This is a genomic window from Mycobacterium sp. RTGN6 (genome assembly GCF_033804605.1).
Taxonomy (GTDB): domain Bacteria; phylum Actinomycetota; class Actinomycetes; order Mycobacteriales; family Mycobacteriaceae; genus Mycobacterium.
The window spans coordinates 1-25,361 of record NZ_JAPZKZ010000017.1 but is presented as its reverse complement, the minus strand read 5'-3'; the positions used below and the strand labels follow the sequence as shown (position 1 = coordinate 25,361).

General features: G+C 68.3%; 28 protein-coding genes. 12 read left to right on the top strand and 16 right to left on the bottom strand.

Annotation, left to right across the window (positions count from 1 at the left end; translation table 11 throughout):
* Positions 1-28: 28 nt before the first annotated feature.
* A complete protein-coding gene (locus SLQ33_RS31590) occupies positions 29-1,429 on the bottom strand; it encodes a DEAD/DEAH box helicase (protein ID WP_319457882.1) in 1,401 nt (466 codons plus the stop codon).
* A gap of 158 nt (positions 1,430-1,587) precedes the next feature.
* On the opposite strand from SLQ33_RS31590, the gene SLQ33_RS31585 reads away from it, so the two are divergent.
* A complete protein-coding gene (locus tag SLQ33_RS31585) occupies positions 1,588-2,154 on the top strand; it encodes an Lrp/AsnC family transcriptional regulator (RefSeq protein WP_319457881.1) in 567 nt (188 codons plus the stop codon).
* Here SLQ33_RS31585 and SLQ33_RS31580 read toward each other — a convergent pair.
* From SLQ33_RS31580 to SLQ33_RS31535, 10 genes are all read right to left on the bottom strand, one after another.
* Entirely contained in the window at positions 2,151-2,624 is a 474-nt protein-coding gene (locus SLQ33_RS31580) for an Lrp/AsnC family transcriptional regulator (protein ID WP_319457880.1), read from the bottom strand. The genes SLQ33_RS31585 and SLQ33_RS31580 overlap by 4 nt on opposite strands.
* Positions 2,625-2,682: 58 nt before the next feature.
* A complete protein-coding gene (locus SLQ33_RS31575; protein WP_319457879.1) occupies positions 2,683-3,417 on the bottom strand; it encodes a 3-keto-5-aminohexanoate cleavage protein in 735 nt (244 codons plus the stop codon).
* A 38-nt stretch (positions 3,418-3,455) separates the two neighbouring features.
* A complete protein-coding gene (locus SLQ33_RS31570; RefSeq protein ID WP_319457878.1) occupies positions 3,456-4,127 on the bottom strand; it encodes an RraA family protein in 672 nt (223 codons plus the stop codon).
* A 2-nt stretch (positions 4,128-4,129) separates the two neighbouring features.
* Entirely contained in the window at positions 4,130-4,930 is an 801-nt protein-coding gene (locus SLQ33_RS31565) for a carbon-nitrogen hydrolase family protein (RefSeq protein ID WP_319457877.1), read from the bottom strand.
* Positions 4,931-4,947: 17 nt separating this feature from the next.
* On the bottom strand, positions 4,948-6,021 hold the full coding sequence (locus SLQ33_RS31560) for an ABC transporter ATP-binding protein (RefSeq protein ID WP_319457876.1): 1,074 nt from the start codon (positions 6,019-6,021) through the stop codon (positions 4,948-4,950).
* Positions 6,021-7,088: a spermidine/putrescine ABC transporter substrate-binding protein gene (locus SLQ33_RS31555; protein WP_319457875.1), complete on the bottom strand. Its 1,068-nt coding sequence runs from the start codon at positions 7,086-7,088 to the stop codon at positions 6,021-6,023. The genes SLQ33_RS31560 and SLQ33_RS31555 overlap by 1 nt, the downstream gene beginning before the upstream one ends.
* A gap of 31 nt (positions 7,089-7,119) precedes the next feature.
* A complete protein-coding gene (locus tag SLQ33_RS31550) occupies positions 7,120-7,911 on the bottom strand; it encodes an ABC transporter permease (protein ID WP_319457874.1) in 792 nt (263 codons plus the stop codon).
* Entirely contained in the window at positions 7,899-8,780 is an 882-nt protein-coding gene (locus SLQ33_RS31545) for an ABC transporter permease (protein ID WP_319457873.1), read from the bottom strand. Before SLQ33_RS31545 ends, SLQ33_RS31550 begins: the two co-directional genes overlap by 13 nt.
* A 142-nt stretch (positions 8,781-8,922) precedes the next feature.
* A complete protein-coding gene (locus SLQ33_RS31540) occupies positions 8,923-9,963 on the bottom strand; it encodes an LLM class F420-dependent oxidoreductase (protein ID WP_319457872.1) in 1,041 nt (346 codons plus the stop codon).
* Positions 9,964-10,013: 50 nt separating this feature from the next.
* Positions 10,014-10,856: a dienelactone hydrolase family protein gene (locus SLQ33_RS31535; RefSeq protein WP_319457871.1), complete on the bottom strand. Its 843-nt coding sequence runs from the start codon at positions 10,854-10,856 to the stop codon at positions 10,014-10,016.
* Positions 10,857-10,912: 56 nt separating this feature from the next.
* Here SLQ33_RS31535 and glmS point away from each other — a divergent pair, with 56 nt between their 5' ends.
* Both glmS and SLQ33_RS31525 read left to right on the top strand, forming a co-directional pair.
* Positions 10,913-12,781 (top strand): glutamine--fructose-6-phosphate transaminase (isomerizing), encoded by a 1,869-nt coding sequence (glmS, locus tag SLQ33_RS31530; RefSeq protein WP_319457870.1) that lies wholly within the window; start codon positions 10,913-10,915, stop codon positions 12,779-12,781.
* A gap of 35 nt (positions 12,782-12,816) precedes the next feature.
* A complete protein-coding gene (locus SLQ33_RS31525; RefSeq protein WP_319457869.1) occupies positions 12,817-13,551 on the top strand; it encodes an SDR family oxidoreductase in 735 nt (244 codons plus the stop codon).
* A gap of 19 nt (positions 13,552-13,570) precedes the next feature.
* On the opposite strand, the gene SLQ33_RS31520 is transcribed toward SLQ33_RS31525, so the two are convergent.
* From SLQ33_RS31520 to SLQ33_RS31500, 5 genes are all read right to left on the bottom strand, one after another.
* Positions 13,571-13,903 (bottom strand): SH3-like domain-containing protein, encoded by a 333-nt coding sequence (locus SLQ33_RS31520; protein ID WP_319457868.1) that lies wholly within the window; start codon positions 13,901-13,903, stop codon positions 13,571-13,573.
* Positions 13,893-14,486 (bottom strand): nitrile hydratase subunit alpha, encoded by a 594-nt coding sequence (nthA, locus tag SLQ33_RS31515; RefSeq protein WP_319457867.1) that lies wholly within the window; start codon positions 14,484-14,486, stop codon positions 13,893-13,895. The genes SLQ33_RS31520 and nthA overlap by 11 nt, the downstream gene beginning before the upstream one ends.
* Positions 14,483-15,202 carry a nitrile hydratase subunit beta gene (gene nthB / locus SLQ33_RS31510; protein WP_319457866.1) on the bottom strand — a complete coding sequence of 240 codons (720 nt, stop codon included), beginning with the start codon at positions 15,200-15,202 and terminating at the stop codon, positions 14,483-14,485. The genes nthA and nthB overlap by 4 nt, the downstream gene beginning before the upstream one ends.
* A 101-nt stretch (positions 15,203-15,303) precedes the next feature.
* A complete protein-coding gene (locus SLQ33_RS31505) occupies positions 15,304-15,741 on the bottom strand; it encodes a hypothetical protein (protein ID WP_319457865.1) in 438 nt (145 codons plus the stop codon).
* A 103-nt stretch (positions 15,742-15,844) separates the two neighbouring features.
* A complete protein-coding gene (locus SLQ33_RS31500; protein WP_319457864.1) occupies positions 15,845-16,219 on the bottom strand; it encodes a Zn-ribbon domain-containing OB-fold protein in 375 nt (124 codons plus the stop codon).
* A 19-nt stretch (positions 16,220-16,238) separates the two neighbouring features.
* On the opposite strand from SLQ33_RS31500, the gene SLQ33_RS31495 reads away from it, so the two are divergent.
* The 9 genes from SLQ33_RS31495 to tsaD all read left to right on the top strand — a co-directional run bounded on the left by SLQ33_RS31495 (position 16,239) and on the right by tsaD (position 25,257).
* Positions 16,239-17,435 (top strand): thiolase family protein, encoded by a 1,197-nt coding sequence (locus SLQ33_RS31495; protein ID WP_319457863.1) that lies wholly within the window; start codon positions 16,239-16,241, stop codon positions 17,433-17,435.
* A 51-nt stretch (positions 17,436-17,486) separates the two neighbouring features.
* Positions 17,487-18,896: an NAD(P)H-hydrate dehydratase gene (locus tag SLQ33_RS31490; protein ID WP_319457862.1), complete on the top strand. Its 1,410-nt coding sequence runs from the start codon at positions 17,487-17,489 to the stop codon at positions 18,894-18,896.
* Positions 18,897-18,908: 12 nt separating this feature from the next.
* Positions 18,909-20,291: a glutamate decarboxylase gene (locus SLQ33_RS31485; protein WP_319457861.1), complete on the top strand. Its 1,383-nt coding sequence runs from the start codon at positions 18,909-18,911 to the stop codon at positions 20,289-20,291.
* A 100-nt stretch (positions 20,292-20,391) separates the two neighbouring features.
* Positions 20,392-21,561 (top strand): alanine racemase, encoded by a 1,170-nt coding sequence (alr, locus tag SLQ33_RS31480; RefSeq protein ID WP_319457860.1) that lies wholly within the window; start codon positions 20,392-20,394, stop codon positions 21,559-21,561.
* A 47-nt stretch (positions 21,562-21,608) separates the two neighbouring features.
* Positions 21,609-22,676, top strand: coding sequence for an alpha/beta hydrolase (locus SLQ33_RS31475; RefSeq protein WP_319457966.1), 1,068 nt, complete (start codon positions 21,609-21,611; stop codon positions 22,674-22,676).
* Positions 22,669-23,145 carry a tRNA (adenosine(37)-N6)-threonylcarbamoyltransferase complex ATPase subunit type 1 TsaE gene (tsaE, locus tag SLQ33_RS31470; RefSeq protein ID WP_319457859.1) on the top strand — a complete coding sequence of 159 codons (477 nt, stop codon included), beginning with the start codon at positions 22,669-22,671 and terminating at the stop codon, positions 23,143-23,145. Before SLQ33_RS31475 ends, tsaE begins: the two co-directional genes overlap by 8 nt.
* The gene (gene tsaB / locus SLQ33_RS31465; RefSeq protein ID WP_319457858.1) at positions 23,142-23,774 is read left to right on the top strand and encodes a tRNA (adenosine(37)-N6)-threonylcarbamoyltransferase complex dimerization subunit type 1 TsaB; all 633 of its coding nucleotides are present in this window, start codon (positions 23,142-23,144) and stop codon (positions 23,772-23,774) included. The genes tsaE and tsaB overlap by 4 nt, the downstream gene beginning before the upstream one ends.
* Positions 23,771-24,235: a ribosomal protein S18-alanine N-acetyltransferase gene (gene rimI, locus SLQ33_RS31460; RefSeq protein ID WP_319457857.1), complete on the top strand. Its 465-nt coding sequence runs from the start codon at positions 23,771-23,773 to the stop codon at positions 24,233-24,235. The genes tsaB and rimI overlap by 4 nt, the downstream gene beginning before the upstream one ends.
* Positions 24,232-25,257, top strand: coding sequence for a tRNA (adenosine(37)-N6)-threonylcarbamoyltransferase complex transferase subunit TsaD (tsaD, locus tag SLQ33_RS31455; protein WP_319457856.1), 1,026 nt, complete (start codon positions 24,232-24,234; stop codon positions 25,255-25,257). Before rimI ends, tsaD begins: the two co-directional genes overlap by 4 nt.
* The last annotated feature ends 104 nt before the right edge of the window (positions 25,258-25,361 follow it).

Below are 25,361 nucleotides of genomic sequence, written 5' to 3'. Positions count from 1 at the left end.
GAGAGCTCGCGGTGGCCCGCCGGACCGGCTAGCGGCCGCGCGAACCGCCGTTGCGGGTCGTCGACGACGACGTGTGCGTGCGAGGCTGTCCGCCGCCACGCTGCCCGCCGCGCGAACGGTTGCCGCGGTTGCCCGCGTGAGGATTCGACGCCGAGCGGCCGTCACCGTTGCCGCGGTTGCGTGGCCGCTGCTGCTGAGGTGCCGGGGTGTCGAACACCACCGGCTTGCCGAATGTGCGTTCGCCCGGCGCGATCTCCTGCAGCACCGGGTGCGTCGCACCGCGGAAGCGCGTGATGGTCGGCTTGATGCCGGCCTTGCGGGTGAGGTCGCGCACGTCGGACACCTGAGCGTCGTGCATGAGGGTCACGACGGTGCCCTCGTTGCCCGCGCGAGCGGTACGGCCCGACCGGTGCAGGTAGGCCTTGTGCTCGACGGGAGGATCGGCGTGCACCACCAGGGTGATGTCGTCGACGTGGATGCCGCGGGCGGCGATGTCGGTCGCCACCATCACCGAGGCCGTGCCGTCGGAGAACGCGGCGAGGTTGCGCGTGCGCGCGTTCTGAGACAGGTTGCCGTGCAATTCGACGGCCGCGACGCCACGCGAATTCAGTTGGCGGGTCAGGTTCTTCGCGCCGTGCTTGGTGCGGGCGAACACGATGGTGCGACCCGGCGACGCGGCCAGGTCGGTCAGCACGTTCACCCGGGCGCTGCTGTCCACGTGCAAGACGTGGTGGGTCATCGCCGACACCGGCGACTGAGCCGAGTCGACGCTGTGCGTCACGGGGTCGTGCAGGTAGCGCTTCACCAGCACGTCGACGCCGTTGTCCAGCGTGGCCGAGAACAGCATCCGCTGGCCATTTTTCGGCGTGCGGTCTAGCAGGCGCTTGACGCCGGGCAGGAAGCCGAGATCGGCCATGTGGTCGGCCTCGTCGAGGATGGTGATCTCGATGGCGGACAGGTCCGCATGGCGGGAGCTGACGTGATCCTCGAGCCGGCCGGGGCAGGCGATGACGATGTCGACGCCGGCACGCAGCTTCTGGATCTGCGGCTGTGCGCCGACGCCACCGAAGATGGTGACCGAGCGCAGGTTCATGGCGGCGGCCAACGGCGCTAGTGCGGCGTCGATCTGGGCGACGAGTTCCCGTGTCGGGGCCAGGATCAGCGCCCGGGGACGGCCGGCCCCACGTGGGGTCTTGCTTTCGGCCAGCCGGGAGACCAGCGGCAGCAGGAACGCATAGGTCTTGCCGGAGCCCGTGCGGCCACGGCCGAGCACGTCGCGGCCCGCGAGTGAATCAGGAAGCGTCGCAGCCTGAATGGGGAAGGGTTGCTCAATGCCGTTGGCGGAGAGTGTATTGACGACGGCCGCGGGCAGGCCGAGGTCGGCGAAGGTGGGTACAGCTGAGGTGGGCACGGTTGACCCATCAGACATGGGGACAGACAAGGTTGAAACTCCGAAAGATTGAGTGGTCGTCCTGCCCGGCGCGGGTGAATCCCGCGGCGCTCGGTTGACGATCGAGAAGCGACAAAAGGCAGAACAGACGATGCCGCTGGACCAAGCATATCGGACGATGGGCAAATGTCCGAACAATGAGGCGTGCGTCACCTGCGGGCCGGCTGGCCGATGTACCGACGCGTCAGACGCACGGCGGGCAGAATGTGCTGGTGGATCCCCGGCTCGCCGACAGCATCGACCGGCGCATCATCGACCAGCTCCGCATAGACGGCCGCCGCTCCTTCGGCGAGATCGGCCGGTATGTGGGCCTCAGTGAAGCGTCAGTTCGGTCCCGCTACAACCGGTTGCGGAAGCTGGGCATCGTGCAGGTCGTCGGCATGTCCGATGCGCCCAAGCTCGGAGAGGTCGAGGCGCACATCTCGATCCAGGTGCGGGGAGTGACCGTCGACAGCGTCGCGCGACAACTGGCCGCGCAACCGGAGGTGAAGTTCGTCGGTGCGGCGCTCGGTGCATTCGACTTGATGCTCGACGTCCGATGTGCCGACAACGAACATCTGTCAAAGTTCTTGCACGAGACCGTGCGTCGCATCCGTGGGATCGAGCGGCTGGAGACGGAGACCGTACTCGAAGTGCTCAAGGACTCCTACCTATGGGCCGGCTTTCGGGAGGCTGTCGACCGGCCCACCAAGTCTGATCGTTAGCCGATCGCAGTCGGGCCCTGCCCGACACCGCCGCGCAACCCCACCCACGAGTAGTCCTTGAATAGCTCGGTCAGCAGGTAGAGGTCCATCGTGGCCACGCCGGGGATGCGGCGGGCGTCGTCGAGCAGCGCGCGCACCTGATCGAGGTCCCGGCACGTGGCCTCGACGTAGACGTCGCGCGCGCCTGTGCAGAGCGCGACGTGGTTGACGAGCGGCATGGCCGCGAGTGCCTCGGCCACGGAACGTGGTGTGTGGTCACGCACGGCGAGCACCAGCCGCACTGACTGGTGGCCCAGTGTCAGCGGATTGCACAGCGCGACGATGCGCAGCGCGCCCGATTCCTGCAGCTTGGCGGTTCGGCCGCGCACTGTCGCCTCGCTGACCTCCAGTTCCGCCGCCATGGAGGTGAAGGTGCGCCGCCCGTCCTGGCCGAGCATCGCGATGATGGCGTGGTCAGTCTCGTCGAACATGCCTGCCTCACCGCCTCGCTGCGAGGATAGCGCCAGCCACCTGTGGAAAGTGGAGGTGTTACCGAGTGGCGTGAGCGCGCGCGATCGCGAGCGCCTCGACGATCATTGCGGCGTTGTCCGCAGCCTCGCCGGCGAACCCGTGCGTCACGTCCTCGAACCCGATCCGCGCCTCGGCGCCATCCTCGACGGCTGCGCTCAACACCGGCCATGCCGTGGTGTCATGGCCGTGATAGAGAATCGAACACGTCACGCCAGCGTCGCGAAGTACCTCGACGATCTCCCGGCATTCCGAGACGGCCCCATCCGCGTCCTCCGTCTCGGGCTCGATGAGGATCCGGACGTTCTGGTGCAGCGTCGGGGAGCTGAGCAGGTTCGGGACGTCGGCCATCGACCACACCGCGCTCTCGAGCACGATGCCGCGCGACACCAGCAGCTGCGCCGCTTCGGCGGCCCCTTCCTCGGAGAACGCGACGGACGCGAAGTCGGGCAGTGCACCGTCCGGCCAGCCCGATACGTGGCGCATGCGCTCGTCGTGACCGGCACAGGTCCACAGGCCGGTCGTGGTTCCAATGATCACCGACGGGTCTGCGGCCCGGACGGCACGCACCATCGCGGCGATGTCGTCAGGGTGGATGGTCTGACCGCCGTCGGCCGTGCGGGCGTGGGCGTGTACCACTGCGGCGCCGAGCGCGACCGCCCGTGACGCGTCCGTCGCGATCTCCTCCGGCGTGAGTGGAACGGTCGGGGCCTCGGCGCGGGTACGTCCGCCGTTGATCGCGGCCTTGAGAAACATGAAGTGAAACTCCTCTTGGTCGTGGGGCTTTGGCGCTGTTACGCCTGGGGGAGCGACAAGATGGTCTTGGTGGCGCCGGTCTCGTCGCCGAGCCGCGCGCCCGCGCGGATCCTGTCGATCAGTTCGGGTTCCTGGGCATCGTCTTGCAGGGCGACGTCGATCACGTGCGCCACTACCTCGGCGGCGGCGGCGAAGACACCGTTGGCATCGGCGAGCACGACGTCGCCCGCGCGGATGGACACGCCACCCACGACGACGTCGACGTGATGTCCGCCGGCGTCGATGCCGTGCAACTTGGTGGTCAGCACGCTGCAGCCGTACGCGTACACCGGAATTCCGAGTTCGGCGATCTCGGCGATGTCCGTGACGACGCCGTCGACGATGATTCCCCGGGCGCCGCGTGCTGCTGCCGCCGCTGCGACGACCAGCCCGACGGGGGCATGCCGGCGGTCGCCGCCGGTGTCGACCACGAGCACGTCGCCGGCCTCCAGATATCCGACCGCGTGGTGCAGCATCGTCGAATCTGTGGCCGTCGTGCGGACGGTGACCGCCCGGCCCACCACACGGCCGGTTCCTGCCTGGCGCGCGAGCGCGGGATCGACGAAGCCCTCTTCGAGGTAGTGCCCGAGGGTAGGGAACGAGACCCGCTCGATTTTGGCGACGAGCTCGGCGTCCAGCGGTGCGGGCGCGGGGTTGAGGGTGATTGGCATGGTTAGTCCTTGACGGTCATCGTCAGCTCGATCCGGCGATTCTCGAGTGCGGGCAGCACGCGGCGGACGGCCTCGGTGCGGGACGGCGAGATCTCGACGGTGACGGTGGCTTCGGGCTCGTCGCCGAGCCCGGCCTTCACGACACCGAGTGGGTCCACCACGAGCGAGTCGCCGATGCAGTTCGGCGCGATGCTGCCCGCCGCCGCCACCCAGACGGTGTTCTCGATCGCCCGGGCGCGGACCAGGGTTTCCCAGTGGTCCGCCTTGCGATGGCCGGCCATCCACGCCGCGGAGATCGAGATGAGGTCTGCCCCTTCTGCAATGAGGTGGCGGGCGAGTTCCGGGAAGCGGAGGTCGTAGCAGTTCACCAGGCCGACACGCAGGCCCGCGAGTGCGACCACCGGAGGCAGCTCGGGGCCCGACGTCACGTACTTGGACTCCTGATAGGCGAAGGCGTCGTACAAATGCAGCTTGCGGTAGCGGGCGACGACGCTGCCGGTGGAATCCGTTGCTAGCAAGGTGTTGTTGGGCCGAGTCGTTCCGTTCGGCTCATAACCCCCCGCGATGATGGCGATGCCATGTGTTGCGGCGAGCGCGGAGACGTGCGCCTCGAAGAGCGGCCACTTCGCGTCGACGAATTCGGATAGTGGCTCGCCGAGGCCGTCGACGGTGACCATGGCCTCCTCCGGAAACACGATCAGCTTGGCTCCGTCGGCAACGGCGCGGGTGGTGAGTCGATCGATCGCGGCGAGGTTCTCCGCGACGTCGGTGGTGGGACCGAACTGTGCGATGGCGACACGCATGGCCGCTCCTTTCTGAGTCAGACGGTTAGTGCCCGTGCGTCCTCGGCGCGCCAGCTGAGCCAGACGGTGCCGCCGGGCTTCACCGTGGCGAGCTCGGGGGTCAGCTGTGCGCTCGGTACAGTGGCAACGAGATGTGCTGCGGGCGCGGCACTTACGCCGAACCGCCATTCGTCACCGGTGTAGACCGATTCGGTCAGCGCACCCGAGACGGCGAAGCCGTCCGTAGGTTGCGCCGTGGCGATCGAGATGCGCTCCGGTCGCACCGCCAGGCCGACGGCCGCGCCGTCGGGAATCTCGCCGACCGCCGTGGCGGGCACGACTCCGACGGCTGGCACCACGACGTCGCTACCCACCCGGGCGCCCTCGACGACGTTGCAGCTGCCGATGAACGAGGCGACGAAGCGGGACGTTGGCCGCTCGTAGATCTCGGTCGGCGAGCCGATCTGCAGGATCCGACCGGCGGACATCACCGCGATGCGGTCACTCATCGTCAGCGCCTCCTCCTGATCGTGAGTGACGTAGACGAACGTGGTGTGCACCTCGCGCTGCAGCCGCTTCAACTCGATCTGCATCTCCTTGCGAAGCTGCTGATCCAGCGCGCCCAGCGGCTCGTCGAGCAGGATGACGGTAGGGCGTCCGACGATGGCGCGGGCGAGCGCCACTCGCTGACGCTGGCCGCCCGAGAGCTGGTCGGGCTTGCGGTCCGCCAGCGCCTCGAGCCGAACGAGATTGAGCGCCTTGCCTACTCGGTCCGCGACCTCGGCCTTCGGGGTGCGCTTGACGCGCAACTCGAACGCGACGTTGTCGGCCACCGAGAGATGGGGAAACAGCGCATAGCTCTGGAAGACCATGTTGAGGTCGCGCTTTCGGGTGGGCACCCCGGTGACCGGCGTACCTGCTAGCTCGATCTCCCCGGCCGTCGGGGTTTCGAAGCCGGCGATCATCCGCATCAGCGTCGTCTTGCCGCACCCCGAGGGGCCGAGAATCGAGAAGAACTCGTTCTGGCCGATCTCGAGGTCGAGCGGCTCGACGGCCGTCGTCTCGCCGAAGGACTTGGTGATGCCCGTGAGGCGAATCGCCGGGGTGGTCATCAGGACGCCTTCACGCGGGTCCAGCCGTCCTGGTAGTACTTCATGGCGGCACCCGGATCGACGATGAACTCCGCCTTCTGGAGTTGATCGTCTGGTGCGAAGATCGCCGGGTTGCCTAGCACCTTCGGATCGGTGATCAGCTTGCGGGACGCCTCATTGGTGGTGGCGAGTGATCCGTCATTGGTGGCCATCGCGCCGACCTCGGGCTTGAGGATGAAGTTCAGCCACTTGTACGCCGCCTCGGAATGCGGTGCGCCCTTGGCGATCGAGAAGTTGTCGACCCACAGGGTGCCGCCCTCGGTGGGCAGCGTGTACTTCACGTTGGGGTTGTCGGCGACGACCTTTCCAACCGACGAGCCGCCCCACGCGAGCGACGCGCAGGCATCACCCGAGGCGACGAGGTCGTAGTAGTTCGTCGAGTTGTATCCCGCCAACAGCGGCTTCTGCTGCATGAGTTTGTCAGTGGCCCTTTTGATTTGGGCCTCATCGGTCGACGTGGCGGGCGAGCCGGTGGCCTGCAGTCCGACGATGTAGCTGGCGAGCATGTTGTCGAGCATGTAGATCTTGCCGCGATATGCGGGATCGAACAGCGCGTTCCAACTCGTCAACGGGCCCTTGGTGCAGGTCTCGTTGTAGAGCAGGCCCGTGGTTCCCCAAATCCATGGCACGGCATGCTCGTTCTTCGGATCGAAGCTCGGATCGACGAACTTCGCCTGCACGTTGTCCATGCCCTGGACCTTCGAGTAGTCGACTGGCTCGACGAGGTCTTGGCCGACAAGCTGTTGGACCGCGTACTGACTCGGCTCGACGATGTCATAGCCGGTGTTGCCCGCGGCCAGCTTGGCGATCATGGTCTCGTTGCTGTCGAACGTGTCGACGTTGACCGAGATGCCGGTTTCCTTTTCGAACGCCGCGACGACGGAGTCGGGGACCTCGCCTGCCCATGCGTAGATGTTGAGCTCTCCTCCGCCACCCGAGTCGCCGCCGCATGCGGTCAAGGCGAGCGCCGAGGCCGCCACGAAGGCGAGACACGCGATGCGCTTCGTCGTCTTGGCTGTGGTCTTCATGGTGGTGCCTTTCCTTTGGCGGGTTAGCGGGTTAAGGAGTGGGGGAGTTGACGCCGACCAGGATGCGGCGCATCTGCCGTAGGCCAACGGCGAAGATGAGCAGCAGGGTCGCGAGGATGAGCATCGCGCCTAATGCGTTGAGCTCCGGGGTGATTCCGGTCTTGAGCAAGCTGTAGATCCGCAGCGGCATGGTCGTGGAACCGACGCCGCTGGTGAACGTCGAGATGACGATGTTGGAGAACGACGTAGTAAAGGCCAGCAGGAATGCGGCCAGAATCGCAGAACGCAGCAGCGGGAAGAGCACGCGGACAAAGGTCTGCCAGGGAGTGCAACCCAGGTCAGCGGAGGCTTCCGGCAGCGAGCTGTCGAGCGAGCTGATCGCACCCATGAGGATCAACGTCGTCAGCGGCAACGTGATGACGATGTGTCCGAGCACGATGGTCGGCACGCCGAGCGGCAGCTGGACGGTGCTGAAGACGGTGAGAAGGGCCGCGCCGAGCACGATCTCGGGAAGTATCAGGGGCAGCAGGATGGCTCCCAAGAACACCGCCCGACCCTTGACCCGGTAACGGGTGAGGCCGAAGGCGGTGAGGCAGCCGACCGCCGTGGCGATTGCCGCGGCGACGATGCCCACCGTGAAACTGGTCTGCAGGGTGCGCAGCAGCGCGCGGTCGGTGAAGACCTCGCCGTACCACTTGAGGCTGAAGCCGGACCACCGACTCGCGGTCGCCGACGCGTTGAACGAATAGACGACCACGGCCACGATCGGGACGTAGAGGAATGCCAGCGCCGCCTTGGCGATCCAGCCGGTCACGCGGTCCATCGCGCACCCCGGTTCCGGAGCTTGAGCAGAACGCCCGCGATGGCGATCGAGGCGAGCATGAGCACCAGCACGACCATCGAAAGTGCCGCGCCCATGGGCTGATTGCGAAACTCCGTGTAGAGCGTGACGATCAGGTTGCCCACTAGCAGGTCCTTGCCACCGCCGAGCAGGACGGGGATCACGAACACGCCGAGCGTCGGAACGAAGATCAGCAGGGCGGCGGCGACGATGCCCGGGGAACTCAGCGGGGCGATCACCCGCGCGTGGGTGCGCCACCACCCGCAGCCAAGGTCGGCGGCCGCTTCGCGCAGCGACGGGTCGATACCGCGCATCGAGGCGTAGATGGGGAAGACGGCGGTGGGCAGGAACGCGTAGAGGAGCGCCAACATGACCGCCGTCTGGCTGGGAATGAATGAGCCGCCGTCGCCGCCGAACATCCGCAGCAGCCCGGCGATCGGGCCGCCGGAGCCCAGCAGCGTCATCCACGCGAACGTGCGAACCAGGAAGTCGGTCCAGAACGGCACGATGATGAGCAGCAGCAGAAGCGGCTGGCGATGCGCGGGTTGCGACACGATGTAGTACGAGACGAGGTATCCGACCAGCAGGCACACCGCGGTGTTGAGCGCCGCCATGCCGAGGCTGTAGGCGAGCGTCTTGGCGTAGACCGGATCGGCCAGCTGGGTGAAGTTCTCGAAGGTGAATCCGCCGCTCACCCGACCGTACTGGTCAGCCTTGGCCACGCTGTTTCGTGCGATGAGCAGCAGCGGTACGACGGCCAGCGCCACGACGACCAGCAGCCCGGGTGCCAGCAGTGACCAGGCCGTGAGCTTCTGGGCCTGGTCGGCACGCCGTGCGTCGGTGGTGGGCATCCGTCGATTCACTCTCTGGAGATGGGGCGTTCACCATTGTTGGCGCGCCCGATCGCATCCCATAGAGCTTCTCGCTGCGAGATCAGTGGTTGCCGCGTTGCATGCGTGCGTATATCGCAGCGCAGCCGTCCCCGTCGCGGACCTACGAGGTGAGCTCGACCAATTCCTCGACGTAGCGCACCTGTTCGGCCGAGTCGACGCCCAGCGGGTGCACCAGCAGCGTGGTGACGCCCGCCTCGGCATAGGCCGCCAGCCGCTCCTTGACGAACCCGCGCGGCCCGACCAGCGACGTATTGCGGACCAACTCGTCGGGCACCGCCGCGATGGCCTCGGCCTTCTTGCCCGCCAGGTACAGATCCTGAATGTGATCGGCCACCTCGCCGAACCCGTATCGGGTGGCCAGGTTGTGGTAGAAGTTCTTGCCGCGCGCTCCCATGCCGCCGATGTACAGGGCCAATTGGGGTTTCGCCCACGCCAGCCGGTCGTCGAGGTCGTCGCCGATGGCCAGACTGGCCGAGACCATGACGTCCAGCGGCCCGAGCCCCGGATCCCGCCTGGCGGCGCCCGCCCGCAGCGCGTCACCCCAGACCGAGTCGGCTTTCTCCGGGTAGTAGAACACCGGCTGCCAGCCTTCGGCGATTTCGGCGGTGAGTTCGACGTTCTGAGGACCGAGCGCGGCAATCGTGATCGGAATACGTTCGCGGACTGGATGATTGATGAGGTGCAATGGCTTGCCCAGCCCGGTGCCGCGGTCCGCGGGCAGCGGGATCTGGTAGTGCTTCCCGTCGTGTTGCACGTCCTCGCGGCGCCACACCTGGCGGCAGATCTCGACGACCTCGCGGGTGCGGCCCATCGGTGCGTCGAACGGAACGCCGTGGAAGCCCTCCATCACCTGTGGCCCTGACGTGCCGATACCGAGCCGGAAGCGGCCGTCGGACACGTAGTCAAGACCGGCGGCCGTCATGGCGAGCAGCGTCGGGGTGCGGACGTAGATCGGCACCACCCCGGTGCCCAGCTCGATGGTGGACGTCTTGGCGGCCAGGTAGCCGAGCTGGCTGATGGCGTCGTACGAATAGGCCTCGGCGACGAGGGCGATGTCGACCCCGACCTTCTCGAGTTCGACCACCTGCTCGGCCGCCTCGCGGAAACCGTCGGCATAGCTCAAGAAGATTCCGGTACGCATACCTGGATTAAACCACCCGCTATCAACCAGTTGGTTGGTCGGGATCGGAGCTACCGCTTGAGCAGCGCGACGACCTTGTCCTCGGGCGTGACGGGCACGGCATCCGGATCCGGTGCGACGGTCTTGGGCAGGAGCACGTCGGGGTCGCTGAACTCCTTGTAGGCCTTGTCGCCGGTCAGGGTGTGGAGCAGGAAGCCCGTCAACAGGGCCCGAACGGCCTTCTGCGTGCCGCGATCGGCGCCTGGCAGGCCGACGATGCGGGTGATCCGAAACCCCTCGACGAGCCCGCCGGCCTTGGCCTTCGCCACCGTGCGCAACGTCGCGGTCTTCCATGCCGCGTTCAGTGCAGGCGCGTTTGACCGGATCGAGGTCGGGTCGTCGGGCGCGGACAGGATCAACCCGGGAGTCCGGAGACCCGCCGCGGGCTGCTCGGCGGGCGGTTGGCTGGCCGAGGGGAAGATCGCCACGGCGGCCTTGAGCTTGTCGGGCACGCCAGCAGCGGTGAACACGGCGGCCGAGGCGCCGAAACCGTGACCGACGACACCCAACTTCGTGGGGTGGACGCTGATCTTGCCGGTGCCCAGCCGAACGCCCGAGATGATGTCGAGCGTCGACCCCAGGTCGAAGGCCAGGTTGAGCACGGACGGAGCGATTCCCGTCTCGGTGTTGGGCGCCGCCGCGACGATGCCCCAGGAGGCCAGGTGCTCGAGGGTGCCGCCGTAGCGGTCCGCCCCCGCCAGCCAGTCGTGACCGAACGCGACACCGGGCAGGTTCAGGCCCGATTCGGGGGTGTAGACGACGCCCGGCAGGCCGGCAAAGGCCAGGTCACCACGGAGCACGCGGTGCGGACCGCGGCGCGTCAAGGCAGCGAAGAGTTGCTTCGTCTTGGCCACCCGATGACCGTAGCTCACCCAGGTTGATCGGGACCGCTGCACTACCCTGGACTCTCGTGTGCGGAATCGTCGGCTACGTCGGGCAGCGTCCTGCCCGTGGCATCGTCGTCGATGCGCTGCGCCGGATGGAGTACCGCGGCTACGACTCGTCGGGTATCGCGCTGCTCGACGGCAACGGCGGACTGACGGTTCGCCGGCGCGCGGGACGGCTCGCCAACCTGGAAGCCGCGCTCGACGAGGCCGACGCCGGCGCGTTCGAGGGCAGCGCCGGCATGGGGCACACCCGCTGGGCCACCCACGGCCGCCCGACCGATCGCAACGCCCACCCGCACCGCGACGCGTCCGGCAAGATCGCCGTCGTCCACAACGGCATCATCGAGAACTTCGCCGCGCTGCGCGCCGAACTGGAGGCCACGGGCGTCGAGTTCGCCAGCGACACCGACACCGAGGTCGCCGTCCACCTCGTCGCCTGGCAGTACCACCACGGCCCCACCGCGGGCGACTTCGTCGGCTCGGTGCTTGCCGTGCTGCCCCGACTCGAAGGCCACTTCACCCTCGTCTTCGCCAACGCGGACGAGCCCGGGACCATCGTCGCCGCGCGACGCTCGACCCCGCTGGTGGTCGGCATCGGCGACGGGGAGATGTTCCTCGGCTCCGACGTCGCCGCGTTCATCGAGCACACCCGCGACGCCGTCGAGCTCGGCCAGGACCAGGCCGTCGTGATCACCGCCGACGGCTATGCGGTGTACGACTTCCGGGGCAACCGGGATGACGGGAGTGCTCGACCGTTCCATATCGACTGGGATCTCTCGGCCGCCGAGAAGGGCGGCTACGAGTTCTTCATGCTCAAGGAGATCGCCGAGCAGCCCGCCGCCGTCGCCGACACCCTGCTGGGCCACTTCGTCGACGGCCGCATCGTGCTGGACGAGCAGCGCCTGTCCGATCAGGAGCTACGCGAGATCGACAAGGTCTTCATCGTCGCGTGCGGCACGGCCTACCACTCCGGCCTGCTCGCCAAGTACGCCATCGAGCACTGGACCCGGCTGCCCGTCGAGGTCGAGCTCGCCAGTGAGTTCCGTTACCGCGACCCCGTGCTGGACCGCAGCACGCTGGTGATCGCCATCTCGCAGTCCGGCGAGACCGCCGACACCCTGGAGGCCGTGCGGCACGCCAAGGAGCAGAAGGCCAAGGTGCTGGCGATCTGCAACACCAACGGTTCGCAGATCCCGCGGGAGTGCGACGCGGTGCTCTACACGCGGGCCGGGCCGGAGATCGGCGTCGCGTCCACCAAGACATTCCTTGCGCAGATCGCGGCGAACTACCTCGTGGGCCTAGCGTTGGCGCAGGCCCGTGGCACCAAGTACCCCGACGAGGTCGAGCGGGAGTTCAACGAGCTCGAGTCGATGCCCGATCTGATCGCACGCGTCCTGACGTGCATGGAGCCGGTCACCGAACTGGCGCAGCGGTTCGCGACGTCGTCGACGGTGCTGTTCCTGGGCCGCCACGTCGGCTACCCGGTGGCACTCGAGGGTGCACTGAAGCTCAAGGAGCTGGCGTACATGCACGCGGAGGGCTTCGCCGCGGGCGAGCTCAAGCACGGGCCCATCGCGCTGATCGAGGACGACCTTCCGGTCATCGTCGTGATGCCCTCGCCGAAGAACGCCGCGATGCTGCACAGCAAGCTGCTGAGCAACATCCGCGAGATTCAGGCGCGCGGTGCCGTCACCATCGTCATCGCCGAGGAGGGCGACGACATGGTCCGGCCCTACGCCGATCACCTCATCGAAATCCCTGCGGTGTCAACGCTTTTCCAGCCGCTGCTGTCCACCATCCCGCTGCAGGTGTTCGCCGCCGGGGTGGCCCAGGCCCGGGGCTACGACGTCGACAAGCCGCGCAACCTGGCCAAGTCCGTCACCGTCGAGTAGGCGCAATCCGCTCGGACGCGGTGTAATTCTCGACCATGACTAGCGAAGTGCGCAGCGCCATCGTGACGGGAGCGTCCGGCGGTATCGGCCGGGCCATCACCGAGATCCTCGGCGAGGAGGGCTTCGCCGTCACGGCGGTGGGCCGAGATCCGGACAAGGTCCGCGCGGCCGCGGAAAACCTTGGACCCGAGGTCAACTGGCTGACGGGCTCGCTGACCGAGGAGGACTTCCTCGACGACGTGGTGGCCTCCCACGCGGCCCGGTTCGGCGCGCTCGACATCCTGGTCAACAACGCGGGGGTCGCCGGGCACCGCGGGGTCGGCGACATCACTGCGGACTTCCTCGACGGCCAGGTCGCCGTCAACCTCCGGGCGGTCATCCTGCTGACCGGCAAGTGCCTGCCCTTGTTGCGGAACGCGGTGCAGCTGCGCGGCTCGGCGCAGGTGGTCAACACCGCGTCGAATGCCGGTAAGCGAGGCGAAGCCACCCTCGCGTCGTACTCGGCGACCAAGGCCGCCGTCGTCGGATACACCGAGGCATTGCACGACGAACTCGCGGGCGAGGGCATCAAGGCCACCGCGATCTGCCCGGGTCTGGTCGACACCCCGATGGCCGACGACTACCGCGACGGTGGGGCCACCGACATGATCACCCCGCGCGACGTCGCCGAAACGGTGCGGCTGACCACGCGGCTGTCGAGGATCTGCATCATCCCCGAGATCGTGCTGCTGCGGCCCACCGAGTGGATTGCGCCATCCGAGGTGCGCTGACCGGTCCACCCGTTGGCGCTTACGCGTGGTGGTCGAAACCTGCTCGGCGGCTCGACAATTCACGGTGTCGGTTGTCGATGTCCGCGCGGGTCACTACGGCGTCGCGCTCGAGCACATCCTGCAGCGCCGCCGCCCAATTCTCCCAGTATGGCCGGGATTCGTCGTGCGCGATGCGGGCGATCAATCCCGCCCGGAATCCCTCCCAGTCGCATGCCCCAGACCGGCACACGGCCACGGTAAGTCCGAAGACCCGGCGTTCCCACGGCGCCGAGAAGACGAGCTCGCCATTGTCGCGGGGCGGGGAGATCGGCCCCTCCAGATCGGCGTCGATGCTCGCAGGCTCAGTCGTCATGGGCCTGCTCGGGGGCCAACGGCCGCCCCACCCCGATCATCGAGTCGCGCGTGACGAGTCGGGCCAATTCCGCCTCGCTAAGGCCATCGGTCCCGGCCGGCCGCTCGGGCACCACCAGGTAGCGCGCCTCCGCCGAGCTGTCCCAAACCCTGATGACGACCTCGGGCGGCAGGTCGAGCCCTAGCTCCGCGAGAAGGGCGCGCGGCTGGGCGACCATCCGCGCGCGGTACGCCGATGACTTGTACCAGGCCGGCGGCAGCCCGAGCACCGGCCAGGGATAGCAAGAACACAGCGTGCACACCACCACGTTGTGGACCGTGGGTGTGTTCGGTACGGCCACGATCATGTGGCCCTCAGGGCCGCCGAAGCCGAGTTCCGCGATGGCAAGAGTTCCGTTGGCGAGCAACCGCTTCAGGTACTCCGGATCGGTCCAGGCGCGGGCGATCACCTTGGCGCCGTTGAGCGGTCCAACGTTGGTCTCGTAGTGGTCGATAACCTCGTCGACGACGCGGGGATCGACGATTCCCTTCTCCACCAGCAGGGCTTCGAGCGCCTCGACCCGGGCTGCCGTCGTGTCGCTCACATCGCCTCCAGGTAGGACTCGAAGAGGTCGACCCGCACCTCGGTGCCTGGCTCGGCTGCGTCTCCCCACAAGTCGGCAGCCTGGAAGGCGACCGTGTACTGGTGCTGCGGTAGTGCGTGCCTGCCGACCGCTTTGGCATCGGGAAACACGGTCGCGCCGAGGTGGGCGACGATCACTCCGGGTTTTCCGCTCACGTACCCCGGCTGTCGGGTGTACGGCCCGGCTCGGGTACCGCGCACCCGGACATGGTCGCCCACCGTAAAGTGCCTGCGGCGCAGCGCGGGCCGCGTCGTGCCAAGCAGCCGGGGGACCACCTGTCCGGCGAACCAGCGGGGAAGTGTGGGATGCAGCACGGAACGCACCAGTCGTGACGTCGCGGCGAGCCGCGCTCGCGATACGTGCCGCCGTCCGGCCGGCCCGGACTGACCGGCGGTTCGGGCATCGACCTCGCCGGGCGCGAGGTACCCGGCCTTCACAAGAAGCTCCTCGAAGCCTCCGAGCCAACGTCCGTAATAGCTCGAGAGATAGACCTCGCGCGGCTGGCGCTCCATTGAGAAGCGGAGGATGTCGGTATTGCGGCCGAGCAGCGGCAGCAAGAAGTTGGAGATGCCGAAGACCCGGCCTTCCCAACGTTCGTGGAACACCGGCTCGTTCGACTCCCGGATGACCGGTCCGAAGAACTCGGTTCGGCCGCCCATGTCACTCGGCGCCGTCACGGCGCGACCATAACACGCTGATTTGTCGGCATGTCCGTTCCAGCCAATCACCATCCCTAGCAACGAAAATGACGGTGCCGCAGCATGACGACTAGGCGCGGCTACGCCGGAAGGCAGACCAACCGCTGGGTGAAGGCCTTTCCGCTTTCGAGAGTAATGCCGTTGTTCGTCGCGCCGGTGACGACGCCATCGACGCTCACCCGGCCCGTGTAAAGCTGGTGCTGACCGTTGTCATAGTCGATGGAAACGTTGTAGCGGCGGCCGTCGTCCGTGATTCCGCCTCGCGCGGAGCCGGTCTTGGATTCACCGCGGTAGTTGCTGGCGATCGCGGGGCCGCTCGCTTGCCTGCCTTGCCCGGAGAAGGTCACGGTCCAGCCGGTGTCGGATTCTGTGATGATTGATTCTCCGTCGAATCCCCATGTCCCCGCGCATTGCGGCGAGAGGGGAAGTGGTGGGAGCGCGTGCGCCACCGTTGGGGCGGCGAGCAAGCCGATGGTGCCTGCGACCGCCACCGAGGCGCGGATCAGCGTGTGCTTCAAGGTCGAGTCCCTCCCGTTGTTGGACAGTCGAGCCTAGGCAGGTGAGGCGATCCGATTAATCGGGTGATTCCCTATGTTTCTTGCCGAGGGAAGCAGTGAGCGGTCACGCAGCAGGTGTGAACACCGGCACGAAGACGCTCTCGTCGCCGAGGTCCTGGCGCTCGAAGGCAACCTGGACCGGCATGCCGATGTAGACCGAATCCGGCTCGCAATCAACGATGTTCGCCACCACGCGAAGGTCCGGTTGCTCGTCGAGCACGACGATGGCGACGACATAGGGCGGCGGGACCATCGGGCTGAACGGATGCATGTTGACGGTGAAGGTGAACACCTCGCCACGCCCGGACACCGGCTGGGCCACCAGGGCCGCCCCGCAGTCGGGGCAGTCGGCCTCGGGTGGGTGCACCCAAAGCGAACACCCGGTGCACCGCGCGATCATCAGCTCGCCGTTGGCGGTCGCCTGCGAATCGCCTGACATGCCCGCTAACGTACAGCCGATGCCGCACTTCGAGAAGGACGCGATCATCAGTGGCGTCGGCATTTCCGACGTCGGTCGACGCACCGGCATCCCTGGCATCGACCTGACGCTGGCGGCCACCCGCGCGGCGATCGAAGACGCAGGGCTCACCCCCGCCGACATCGACGGCATCGGCACGTTGGGCGACGTGCCCCGCGCGGACGTGATGGCCGCACTCGGCATCGACGTGCCCAACCTAGGTACCGGATTCGACACCGGGGGATTGCTCAGCCCGGTGATGTCAGCGATGCTGGCCGTCGCGGAAGGTCGCGCGCGCCACGTGCTCGTCTACCGCACCGTGCAGATGCTGGGCGGTTCGATGCTCGGCGGAGGGCACGCCCCGGCAGAGCCGAACGCGTTGACCTCCCCGCCCGTCGAGCCACGGGTCCCTGGCACGCGCCGCAAGATCGGCGCCATCGACGACATCGGCGAACTGCTGACCGCACATGCCTATTCGGCGTCCAACTGGGTCGCGATGCACTGTCGCCGCCACATGGAGGACTACGGCACCACCAAGGAGCAGCTGGGCTGGTTGGCGATCAACAGCAGACGCAACGCCGCACTCAACCCGCGGGCGGCCTACCGGGACCCGATGACAATGGACGACTACCTGTCGGCTCGGCCGGTTTCGACGCCGCTGTCGCTGTTCGACTGCGACGTGCCGGTGGACGGCTCTGTCGCGCTGGTCATCTCGCACACGAACCATGCGCCCGACTGTCCGAACCGGCCGGTGGCCGTCGAGGCGATCGGCGGTGCGTACGGGTCCGGCGGGTGGGTACACCGCGACGACTTTCCGAAGATGGCGTCGGTCGAAGCGGCGGCGCAGATGTGGTCGCGGACCGACCTGACGCCGGCCGACGTGCAGGTGGCGGAACTCTACGACGGCTTCACCTTCCTTACCTTCGCGTGGCTGGAGGCCCTCGGGCTGTGCGGGGAGGGCGAGGCCGGACCCTTCGTGGAGGGCGCGACGCGCATCGCGCTCGATGGCGAGTTGCCACTCAACACCTACGGCGGCCAACTCTCGGCGGGGCGCATGCACGGCTACTGGCTGCTGCACGAGGCGTGTCTGCAACTGCGTGGTGAGGCGGGGGACCGGCAGCTTGCGCAACGCCCAGAGGTGGCAGTCGCGGCCGCCGGTGGAGGTCCCATTGCCGGATGCATGCTGCTGACTAGCTGAGGTCGCCGAGACCGGCGTCAATTTCAGTGCCAGGCCGTAACGTGGGTGCCGATGCGCCACTACTACACCGCCGACGCGATCCGTGCGGCAGAGGCGCCGCTACTCGCGAGCCTCCCCGACGGTGCGCTGATGCGCCGGGCGGCCTACGGCCTGGCCACCGCCATCGCACGCGAGCTCGGTACGGTCGTCGGTCGTCACGTCTGCGCGGTCGTCGGGTCCGGTGACAACGGCGGCGATGCGCTGTGGGCGGCAACGTTCCTACGGCGTCGTGGGGTGGCCGCCACCGCGGTGGTGCTCAACCCGGAACGCGTGCACCTGGCGGGTTTGGCGGCGTTCCGTCGGGCTGGCGGGCGCGTTGTCGAAAGCGTGCCGCAGGCAACCGATCTGGTGATCGACGGGGTCGTCGGCATCTCCGCATCGGGGCCCCTTCGACCGGGCGCCGCCGAACTGTTCGCCGACGTCGACGCGCGTGGTATTCCCGTCGTCGCCGTTGACCTTCCCAGCGGCCTCGACGTGGACACCGGAACCGCCGAAGGGCCCCACGTGCGCGCCGGGCTGACCGTGACCTTCGGCGGGCTCAAACCCGTTCACGCCCTTGGTGATTGCGGCCGCGTCGAGCTCATCGACATCGGGCTCGAACTCCCGCCCTCCGACGTCCGGGGTTTCGAGGCCGCCGACGTCGCCGCCCGCTGGCCCGTGCCGGGAACTGCCGACGACAAGTACACCCAGGGCGTGACGGGCGTGCTCGCCGGTTCGGCGACCTATCCCGGCGCGGCCATCCTGTGCACCGGGGCGGCGGTGGCCGCCACGTCGGGCATGGTCCGCTACGCGGGCAGCGCCGCGCCCGAAGTCGTCACGCACTGGCCGGAAGTCGTGGCCGCCCCGAGCGCCGCTGCCGCGGGCCGGGTACAGGCCTGGGTCGTCGGGCCCGGGCTCGGCACCGACGGGGCAGCCGCCGCCGCGCTGTGGTTCGCGCTCGATACCGACCTGCCAGTGATCGTCGACGCCGACGCGCTGACCATCCTGGCGGCGCACCCCGACCTGGTGGCCGGGCGCAGCGCACCGACCGTGCTGACCCCGCACGCGGGCGAGTTCGCCCGGCTGGCAGGGCAACCGCCAGGGCCCGACCGGGTGAGCGCGGCGCGTCGGCTCGCCGAGCAGCTCGGTGCCACCGTGCTGCTGAAGGGCAACGTGACGATCGTCGCCGAGCGCGACGGCGGCGTGTACCTCAACCCCGCAGGACAGTCCTGGGCGGCCACGGCCGGCTCGGGTGACGTGCTGTCGGGCATCATCGGCGCCTTGCTGGGCGCCGGCCTGCCGCCGGGGGAGGCCGCGGCGATGGCGGCCTTCGTCCACGCCCGTGCCGCGCAGCTGTCGGCCCGTGCGCCCGGTCCTCGCCCCGCGCCGACGTCTGCGTCGGGAATTCTCGGCCACGTTCGCGCGTCGATCGCCAACCTCTAGAAGGGACGACTCATGTCACGAAGGCACAAGCCCGCACCATCGATCTCACCCGCATACACCGGACGATTCTCCATGGCGCCGGTGCCGACGCTGCGATTGCCGGACGAGTGCATGGAGGCCGCCGGGGCGTACCGGTTCATCCACGACGAGCTCATGCTCGACGGCAGCTCGCGGCTCAACCTCGCCACGTTCGTCACGACGTGGATGGACCCCGAGGCCGAGAAGCTGATGGCCGAAACGTTCGACAAGAACATGATCGACAAGGACGAGTACCCCGCCACCGCGGCGATCGAGCAGCGTTGCGTGTGCATGGTCGCAGATCTGTTCCACGCCGAAGACCTGCGCGACGACGACCCCAGCAGCGCGATCGGGGTGTCCACCGTCGGGTCCAGCGAGGCCGTGATGCTGGCTGGACTCGCGCTCAGTTGGCGGTGGCGCCAAAAGGTGGGTGACGGCTGGCGCAGTCGCAGGCCCAACCTCGTCATGGGTTCCAACGTTCAGGTGGTGTGGGAGAAGTTCTGCCGCTACTTCGACGTCGAACCCATCTACCTGCCGATGGAGGAGGGGCGCTACGTCATCACCACCGAACAGGTGCTCGGTGCGGTCAACGAGGACACCATCGGCGTGGTCGGCATTCTCGGCACCACCTACACCGGTGAGCTCGAACCGATCGCCGAGATCTGCGCCGCCTTGGACAAACTGGCGGCCGACGGAGGAGTGGACGTACCGGTGCACGTCGACGCGGCCAGCGGCGGTTTCGTGGTGCCCTTTCTGCACCCCGACTTGGTCTGGGACTTCCGGTTGCCGCGGGTCGTTTCCATCAACGTCAGCGGGCACAAGTACGGATTGACCTATCCCGGAGTCGGTTTCGTGGTGTGGCGCAGCGCCGAACACCTGCCAGAGGAGCTGGTGTTCCGGGTGAACTACCTGGGCGGCGACATGCCGACGTTCACGCTGAACTTCTCCAAGGGTGGCAACCAGGTCATCGGTCAGTACTACAACTTCCTGCGGTTGGGGCGCAGCGGCTACACCCAGGTCATGAACTCCCTGTCGCAGACGGCGCGGTGGCTCGGTGATCAACTCCGGGAAAGCGAACACTTCGCGGTCATCACGGACGGCTCGGCCATCCCCGTGATCAGCTTCAAGCTCGCCGGCGACCGCGGCTACACCGAGTTCGACGTGTCGCACGCCCTGCGCGCCTACGGGTGGCAGGTGCCGGCCTACACGATGCCGGACGACGCCACCGACGTCACCGTGCTGCGCATCGTGGTGCGGGAGGGCTTCTCGGCCGACCTGGCGAGGGCGCTCATGGACGACATCGTCACCGCCCTCGCGAGCCTCGACGAGCTCAAGCCGAACGGTCACTTCAACGTGGTGCAGCCGTTCGCGCACTGAGTCGCCGATTGTGTCGTTTGTTGGGTCAAAGTCCAGGTAGCGAGCCCAACAAACGACACAAATGTGGGGCGGGTCCGGGTTCTGGGACAATCGAGGGGTCATGACCGTGCACCCGACCGACCTCACCGCCACCGCCGCCACGGCCGTGGTGGACCTGGGCGCCATCGCGCACAACGTGCGGCTGCTCAAGGAGCGCGCCGGATCTGCCCAGGTCATGGCGGTCGTGAAGGCCGACGGGTACGGGCACGGCGCCGCCCAGGTCAGCCGGGCCGCACTGGCCGCCGGGGCCGCCGAACTCGGCGTCGCCACCATCGACGAAGCACTGGCCGTACGCCGCGACGGCATCAACGCCCCGCTGCTGTGCTGGCTGCACCAGCCGGGCACCGACTTCGCACCTGCGCTGGCCGCCGACGTTCAGGTGGGGGTGTCGTCGGTGCGCCAACTCGACGAGGTGCTCGACGCCGTCGACCGCACCGGCCGAACCGCCGTCGTCACCCTCAAGGTCGACACGGGGCTCAACCGCAACGGCGCCGGGACGGAGGAGTTCCCCGCGCTGCTCACCGCGCTGAAGCGGGCGACGGCCGCGGACGCGATCCGGGTGCGCGGTCTCATGTCCCACCTCGCGCACGGCGACGACCCCGCCAGCCCCGTGAACGACCTTCAGGCCCAGCGTTTCTCGGAGTTCCTGGCACAGGCCCGCGCCGCAGGGGTGGAGTTCGAGATCGCGCACCTATGCAACTCGCCGGCGGCGATGACGCGACCTGACTTGGCCTTCGACATGGTGCGGACGGGCATCGCCGTCTACGGCCAGACGCCGATTCCGGCCCTCGGCGGCATGGGGTTGCGCCCGGCGATGACGTTGAAATGCCCTGTGGCGATGGTCCGTTCGATCAAGGCGGGCGACGGGGTGTCCTACGGGCACACCTGGATCGCCGACCGCGACACCACGGTGGCGCTGCTGCCGATCGGCTACGCCGACGGCGTCTTCCGCAACCTGAGCAACCGCCTCGAGGTGTCGATCAACGGTCGGCGCCGACCCGGTGTTGGCCGAATCTGCATGGACCAGTTCGTCGTCGACCTCGGTCCCGGTCCCGTCGACGTCACCGAGGGCGACGACGCGATCCTGTTCGGTCCCGGTGACCACGGCGAGCCGACCGCACAGGACTGGGCGGATCTCCTCGGTACCATCAACTACGAGATCGTGACCAGTCCGCGCGGCAGGATCACCCGCGTCTACCTAGACACCGAGCCGGCGGGGCAAGGCCTTTGACGGACGAGGAACCCCGGCGCCGCGCCCGGATCCGCAACGCGCGCTGGATGGCTGGCGTGGCCGGACTGACGGCAGTCGGCGGGCTCGCGGGCACCACGGTGGCGCGATCGCTGACGCGGCGCGTGACAGACGACGATCCGTATGCCGACGAGGACTTCTACCTGCTCGACGCCGACCGCAGCTCCGTGGTCACCACGGCCGACGGGGTGCCGCTGGCAGTGCGTGAAGTCGGCCCCGAGGATGCGCCGTTGACGGTCGTCTTCTCGCACGGATTCTCGCTGCGCATGGGCGCCTTCCACTTTCAACGCGTCCGGCTCACCGAGCAGTGGGGGACGCAGGTCCGCATGGTGTTCTACGACCAGCGCGGTCACGGCCAATCCGCCGACGCCTCGCCCGAGTCGTTCACCGTGGAGCAACTCGGCCGCGACCTCGAGACCGTCTTGGCGGTCATGGCGCCGCGCGGCCCGGTGGTGCTCGTCGGGCATTCGATGGGCGGCATGACGGTGCTGTCGCACGCACGTCAGTTTCCGCAGCGGTACCCCGCCCGCGTCGTCGGTGTCGCCCTGATCGCGTCGGCGGCCGAAGGGGTGGCGCGGTCACCGCTCGGCGAGATCCTCAAGAACCCGGCACTGGAGGCGGCCCGCTTCGCCGCGCGTTACGCGCCGAAGACGGTGCACCGCACCAGGGGCGTGGCGCGTTCGGTCATCGGGCCGGTGCTACGCGCGGCGTCGTACGGCGACGGAAAGATCAGTCCCACCGTCGTGGCGTTCTCCGAGCGGATGATGCACGACACGCCCATCGCGACGCTCGTCGGCTTCCTGCACGCGCTGGAGGTGCACGACGAGACCGAGGGGCTCACCACGCTCGCCAAGGTGCCCACTCTGATTGTGTGCGGCGACCGCGACCTGCTCACTCCGAAGGAGTCGTCCGAGGCGATGGCCGATGCCCTGCCCAAGGCCGAACTCGTGATCATTGGCGGCGCAGGACATCTCGTCCAACTGGAGCAACCCGAGCTCGTCAACGACGCCCTGGTGCGGCTCGTCGACCGGGCCATGCCGTCCAAGCTCGTCGCGATGACGCGACGGCTGCGCGAACGGGCCCGCCCTCATGGCTGATCGGCGGCTCGTGCTCGAGGGCACCGTCGAACTGCCGACCGCCGCCGACACCATTGCGCTCGGCGCTCGGCTCGGCGCAGAGTTGCGCGCCGGCGACGTCGTCGTGCTGTCCGGTCCGCTCGGAGCCGGAAAGACGGTACTGGCCAAGGGAATCGCCGAGGCCATGGACGTCGACGGGCCGGTGGCGTCGCCAACGTTCGTGTTGGCCCGCGTGCATCCGCCACGAACGCCCGGAAATCCGACCATGGTGCACGTCGACGTGTACCGGCTGCTCGACCACGCTGGAGTTGACCTGCTCGGCGAGCTCGACTCACTGGACCTCGACGCCGAACTCGACGAGGCCGTGGTGGTCGTCGAATGGGGTGAGGGGCTGGCCGAACGGCTTTCGGAGCACCACCTCGACGTGCGGCTCGAGCGGGGGCGCGACACCGAAGTGCGCGTCGCGGTGTGGCGCTGGAGTCAGCCGTGACGCGCCTCGTGCTGGCCATCGACACCGCCACGCCTGCGGTCACCGCGGGCGTGGTGCGTCACGGCCCGTCCGGTGTTGACGTACTCGCCGAGCGGGTGACGCTCGACGCCCGCGCCCATGCCGAGCAACTGACACCGAACGTGTTGGGCGCCATGGCCGATGCGGAGATCGCGATGGCGGATCTCGACGCCGTCGTCGTCGGTTGCGGCCCCGGCCCGTTCACCGGCCTGCGTGTCGGCATGGCCACTGCCGCCGCCTACGGCCACGCGCTCGACGTTCCGGTCTACGGCGTCTGCAGTCTCGACGCCATCGGGGTGGACACGTCGGGCGAGGCGCTGGTGGTCACCGACGCGCGGCGCCGCGAGGTCTACTGGGCCCGCTATCGTGCGGGAGTACGGGTCGCTGGCCCGGCCGTGGCGGCGCCCACCGACGTCCCCGCCGACGCCGATGCGGTCGCCGGATCCCCCGATCACGTTGCGCTGTTCGATCTTCCGCGGCTGGCGCCCACTTACCCGACGGCGTCGGGATTGGTGCGCGCCGTGGACTGGTCGACGGAGCCCGTCGCCCTTGTGCCGTTGTATCTGCGCAGGCCGGACGCCAAACCCGCGAGCGAACGGGTCCGGTCGTGACCGTCTGCTACGGCGCGCTGGGTGTCGGCGACGCCGTCCGCTGCGCCGAACTGGAGGCGCAGCTGTTCCCCGGCGACGATCCGTGGCCCGCCGCTGCCTTCGTCCGGGAGCTCGAGTCGGAGCACAATCACTACGTCGCAGCCCGCGCCGACGGAGCGCTGATCGGCTATGCAGGCATCACCCGGCTGGGCCGGAAACCGCCCTACGAGTATGAGATCCACACCATCGGCGTCGACAAGTCCTTCCAGGGCGAGGGCATTGGACGTGGGCTGCTGGACATGCTGCTCGCCATCGCAAAAGACGACGTCGTCTTCCTCGAGGTCCGCACGGACAACGCTGCGGCCATCGGCTTGTACGAGAGCGTCGGCTTCGCGAAGATGGGGCTGCGCAAGCGGTACTACCGCGTCAGCGGCGCCGACGCCTACACCATGCGACGGGACGCGAAGGGCACCACATCATGACGATCATCTTGGCCATCGAGAGCTCCTGCGACGAGACGGGCGTGGGAATCTGCGCGCTCGCCGCCGACGGCACCGTCACGCTGCTGGCCGACGAGGTGGCCTCCAGCGTCGACGAACACGCCCGCTTCGGGGGAGTGGTACCCGAGATCGCGTCGCGCGCGCACCTGGAGGCGCTCGGGCCGACGATGCGGCGCGCGCTCGCTGCGGCCGGGGTGGCCAAGCCCGACGTCGTCGCGGCCACCATCGGACCGGGGCTGGCCGGCGCACTGTTGGTGGGAGTGGCTGCGGCCAAGGCGTATTCGGCGGCATGGGAGGTGCCGTTCTATGCGGTCAACCACCTCGGCGGACACCTGGCCGCCGACGTCTACGAGCACGGACCGCTGCCCGAGAGCGTCGGACTCCTGGTCTCCGGCGGGCACACCAACCTGCTGCACGTGCGTTCGCTCGGGGAGCCCATCGAGGAGTTGGGCAGCACCGTCGACGACGCCGCCGGTGAGGCCTACGACAAGGTGGCCAGGCTGCTCGGCCTGGGCTACCCCGGCGGCAAGCCGCTCGACGACCTGGCCCGCACCGGCGACCGAGACGCGATCGTCTTCCCGCGCGGCATGACCGGGCCGCGCGACGAGGTCCACGCGTTTAGCTTCTCGGGGCTCAAGACAGCCGTGGCGCGCTACGTCGAGAGCAACCCGGATGCCCCCACCGCCGACGTGGCCGCCGGCTTCCAGGAGGCGGTGGCCGACGTGCTGACGTTCAAGGCCGTGCGGGCCGCCACGCAGCTGGGTGTGTCGACCCTGCTGATCGCCGGTGGCGTCGCCGCAAACTCTCGGCTGCGCGAACTCGCCGAAGAACGTTGTGCAGCAGCCGGTTTGACGTTGCGCATCCCCAAGCCCCGACTATGCACCGACAATGGGGCGATGATCGCCTCGTTTGCCGCCCATCTGATCGCGGCCGGTGCGCCGCCCTCGCCGCTGGACGTGGCCAGTGACCCCGGGTTGCCGGTGGTGAAGGGACAGGTCGCATGAGTTGCCCTGTGTCAAGCCGCTCCCGGTTGGGGTCTGTCGAGCAGTGCTTGGAGGGCGCGATGCTGGGTGGGGTCGTAGGTGGTGTGGTCTTGCCAGCAGTGCCA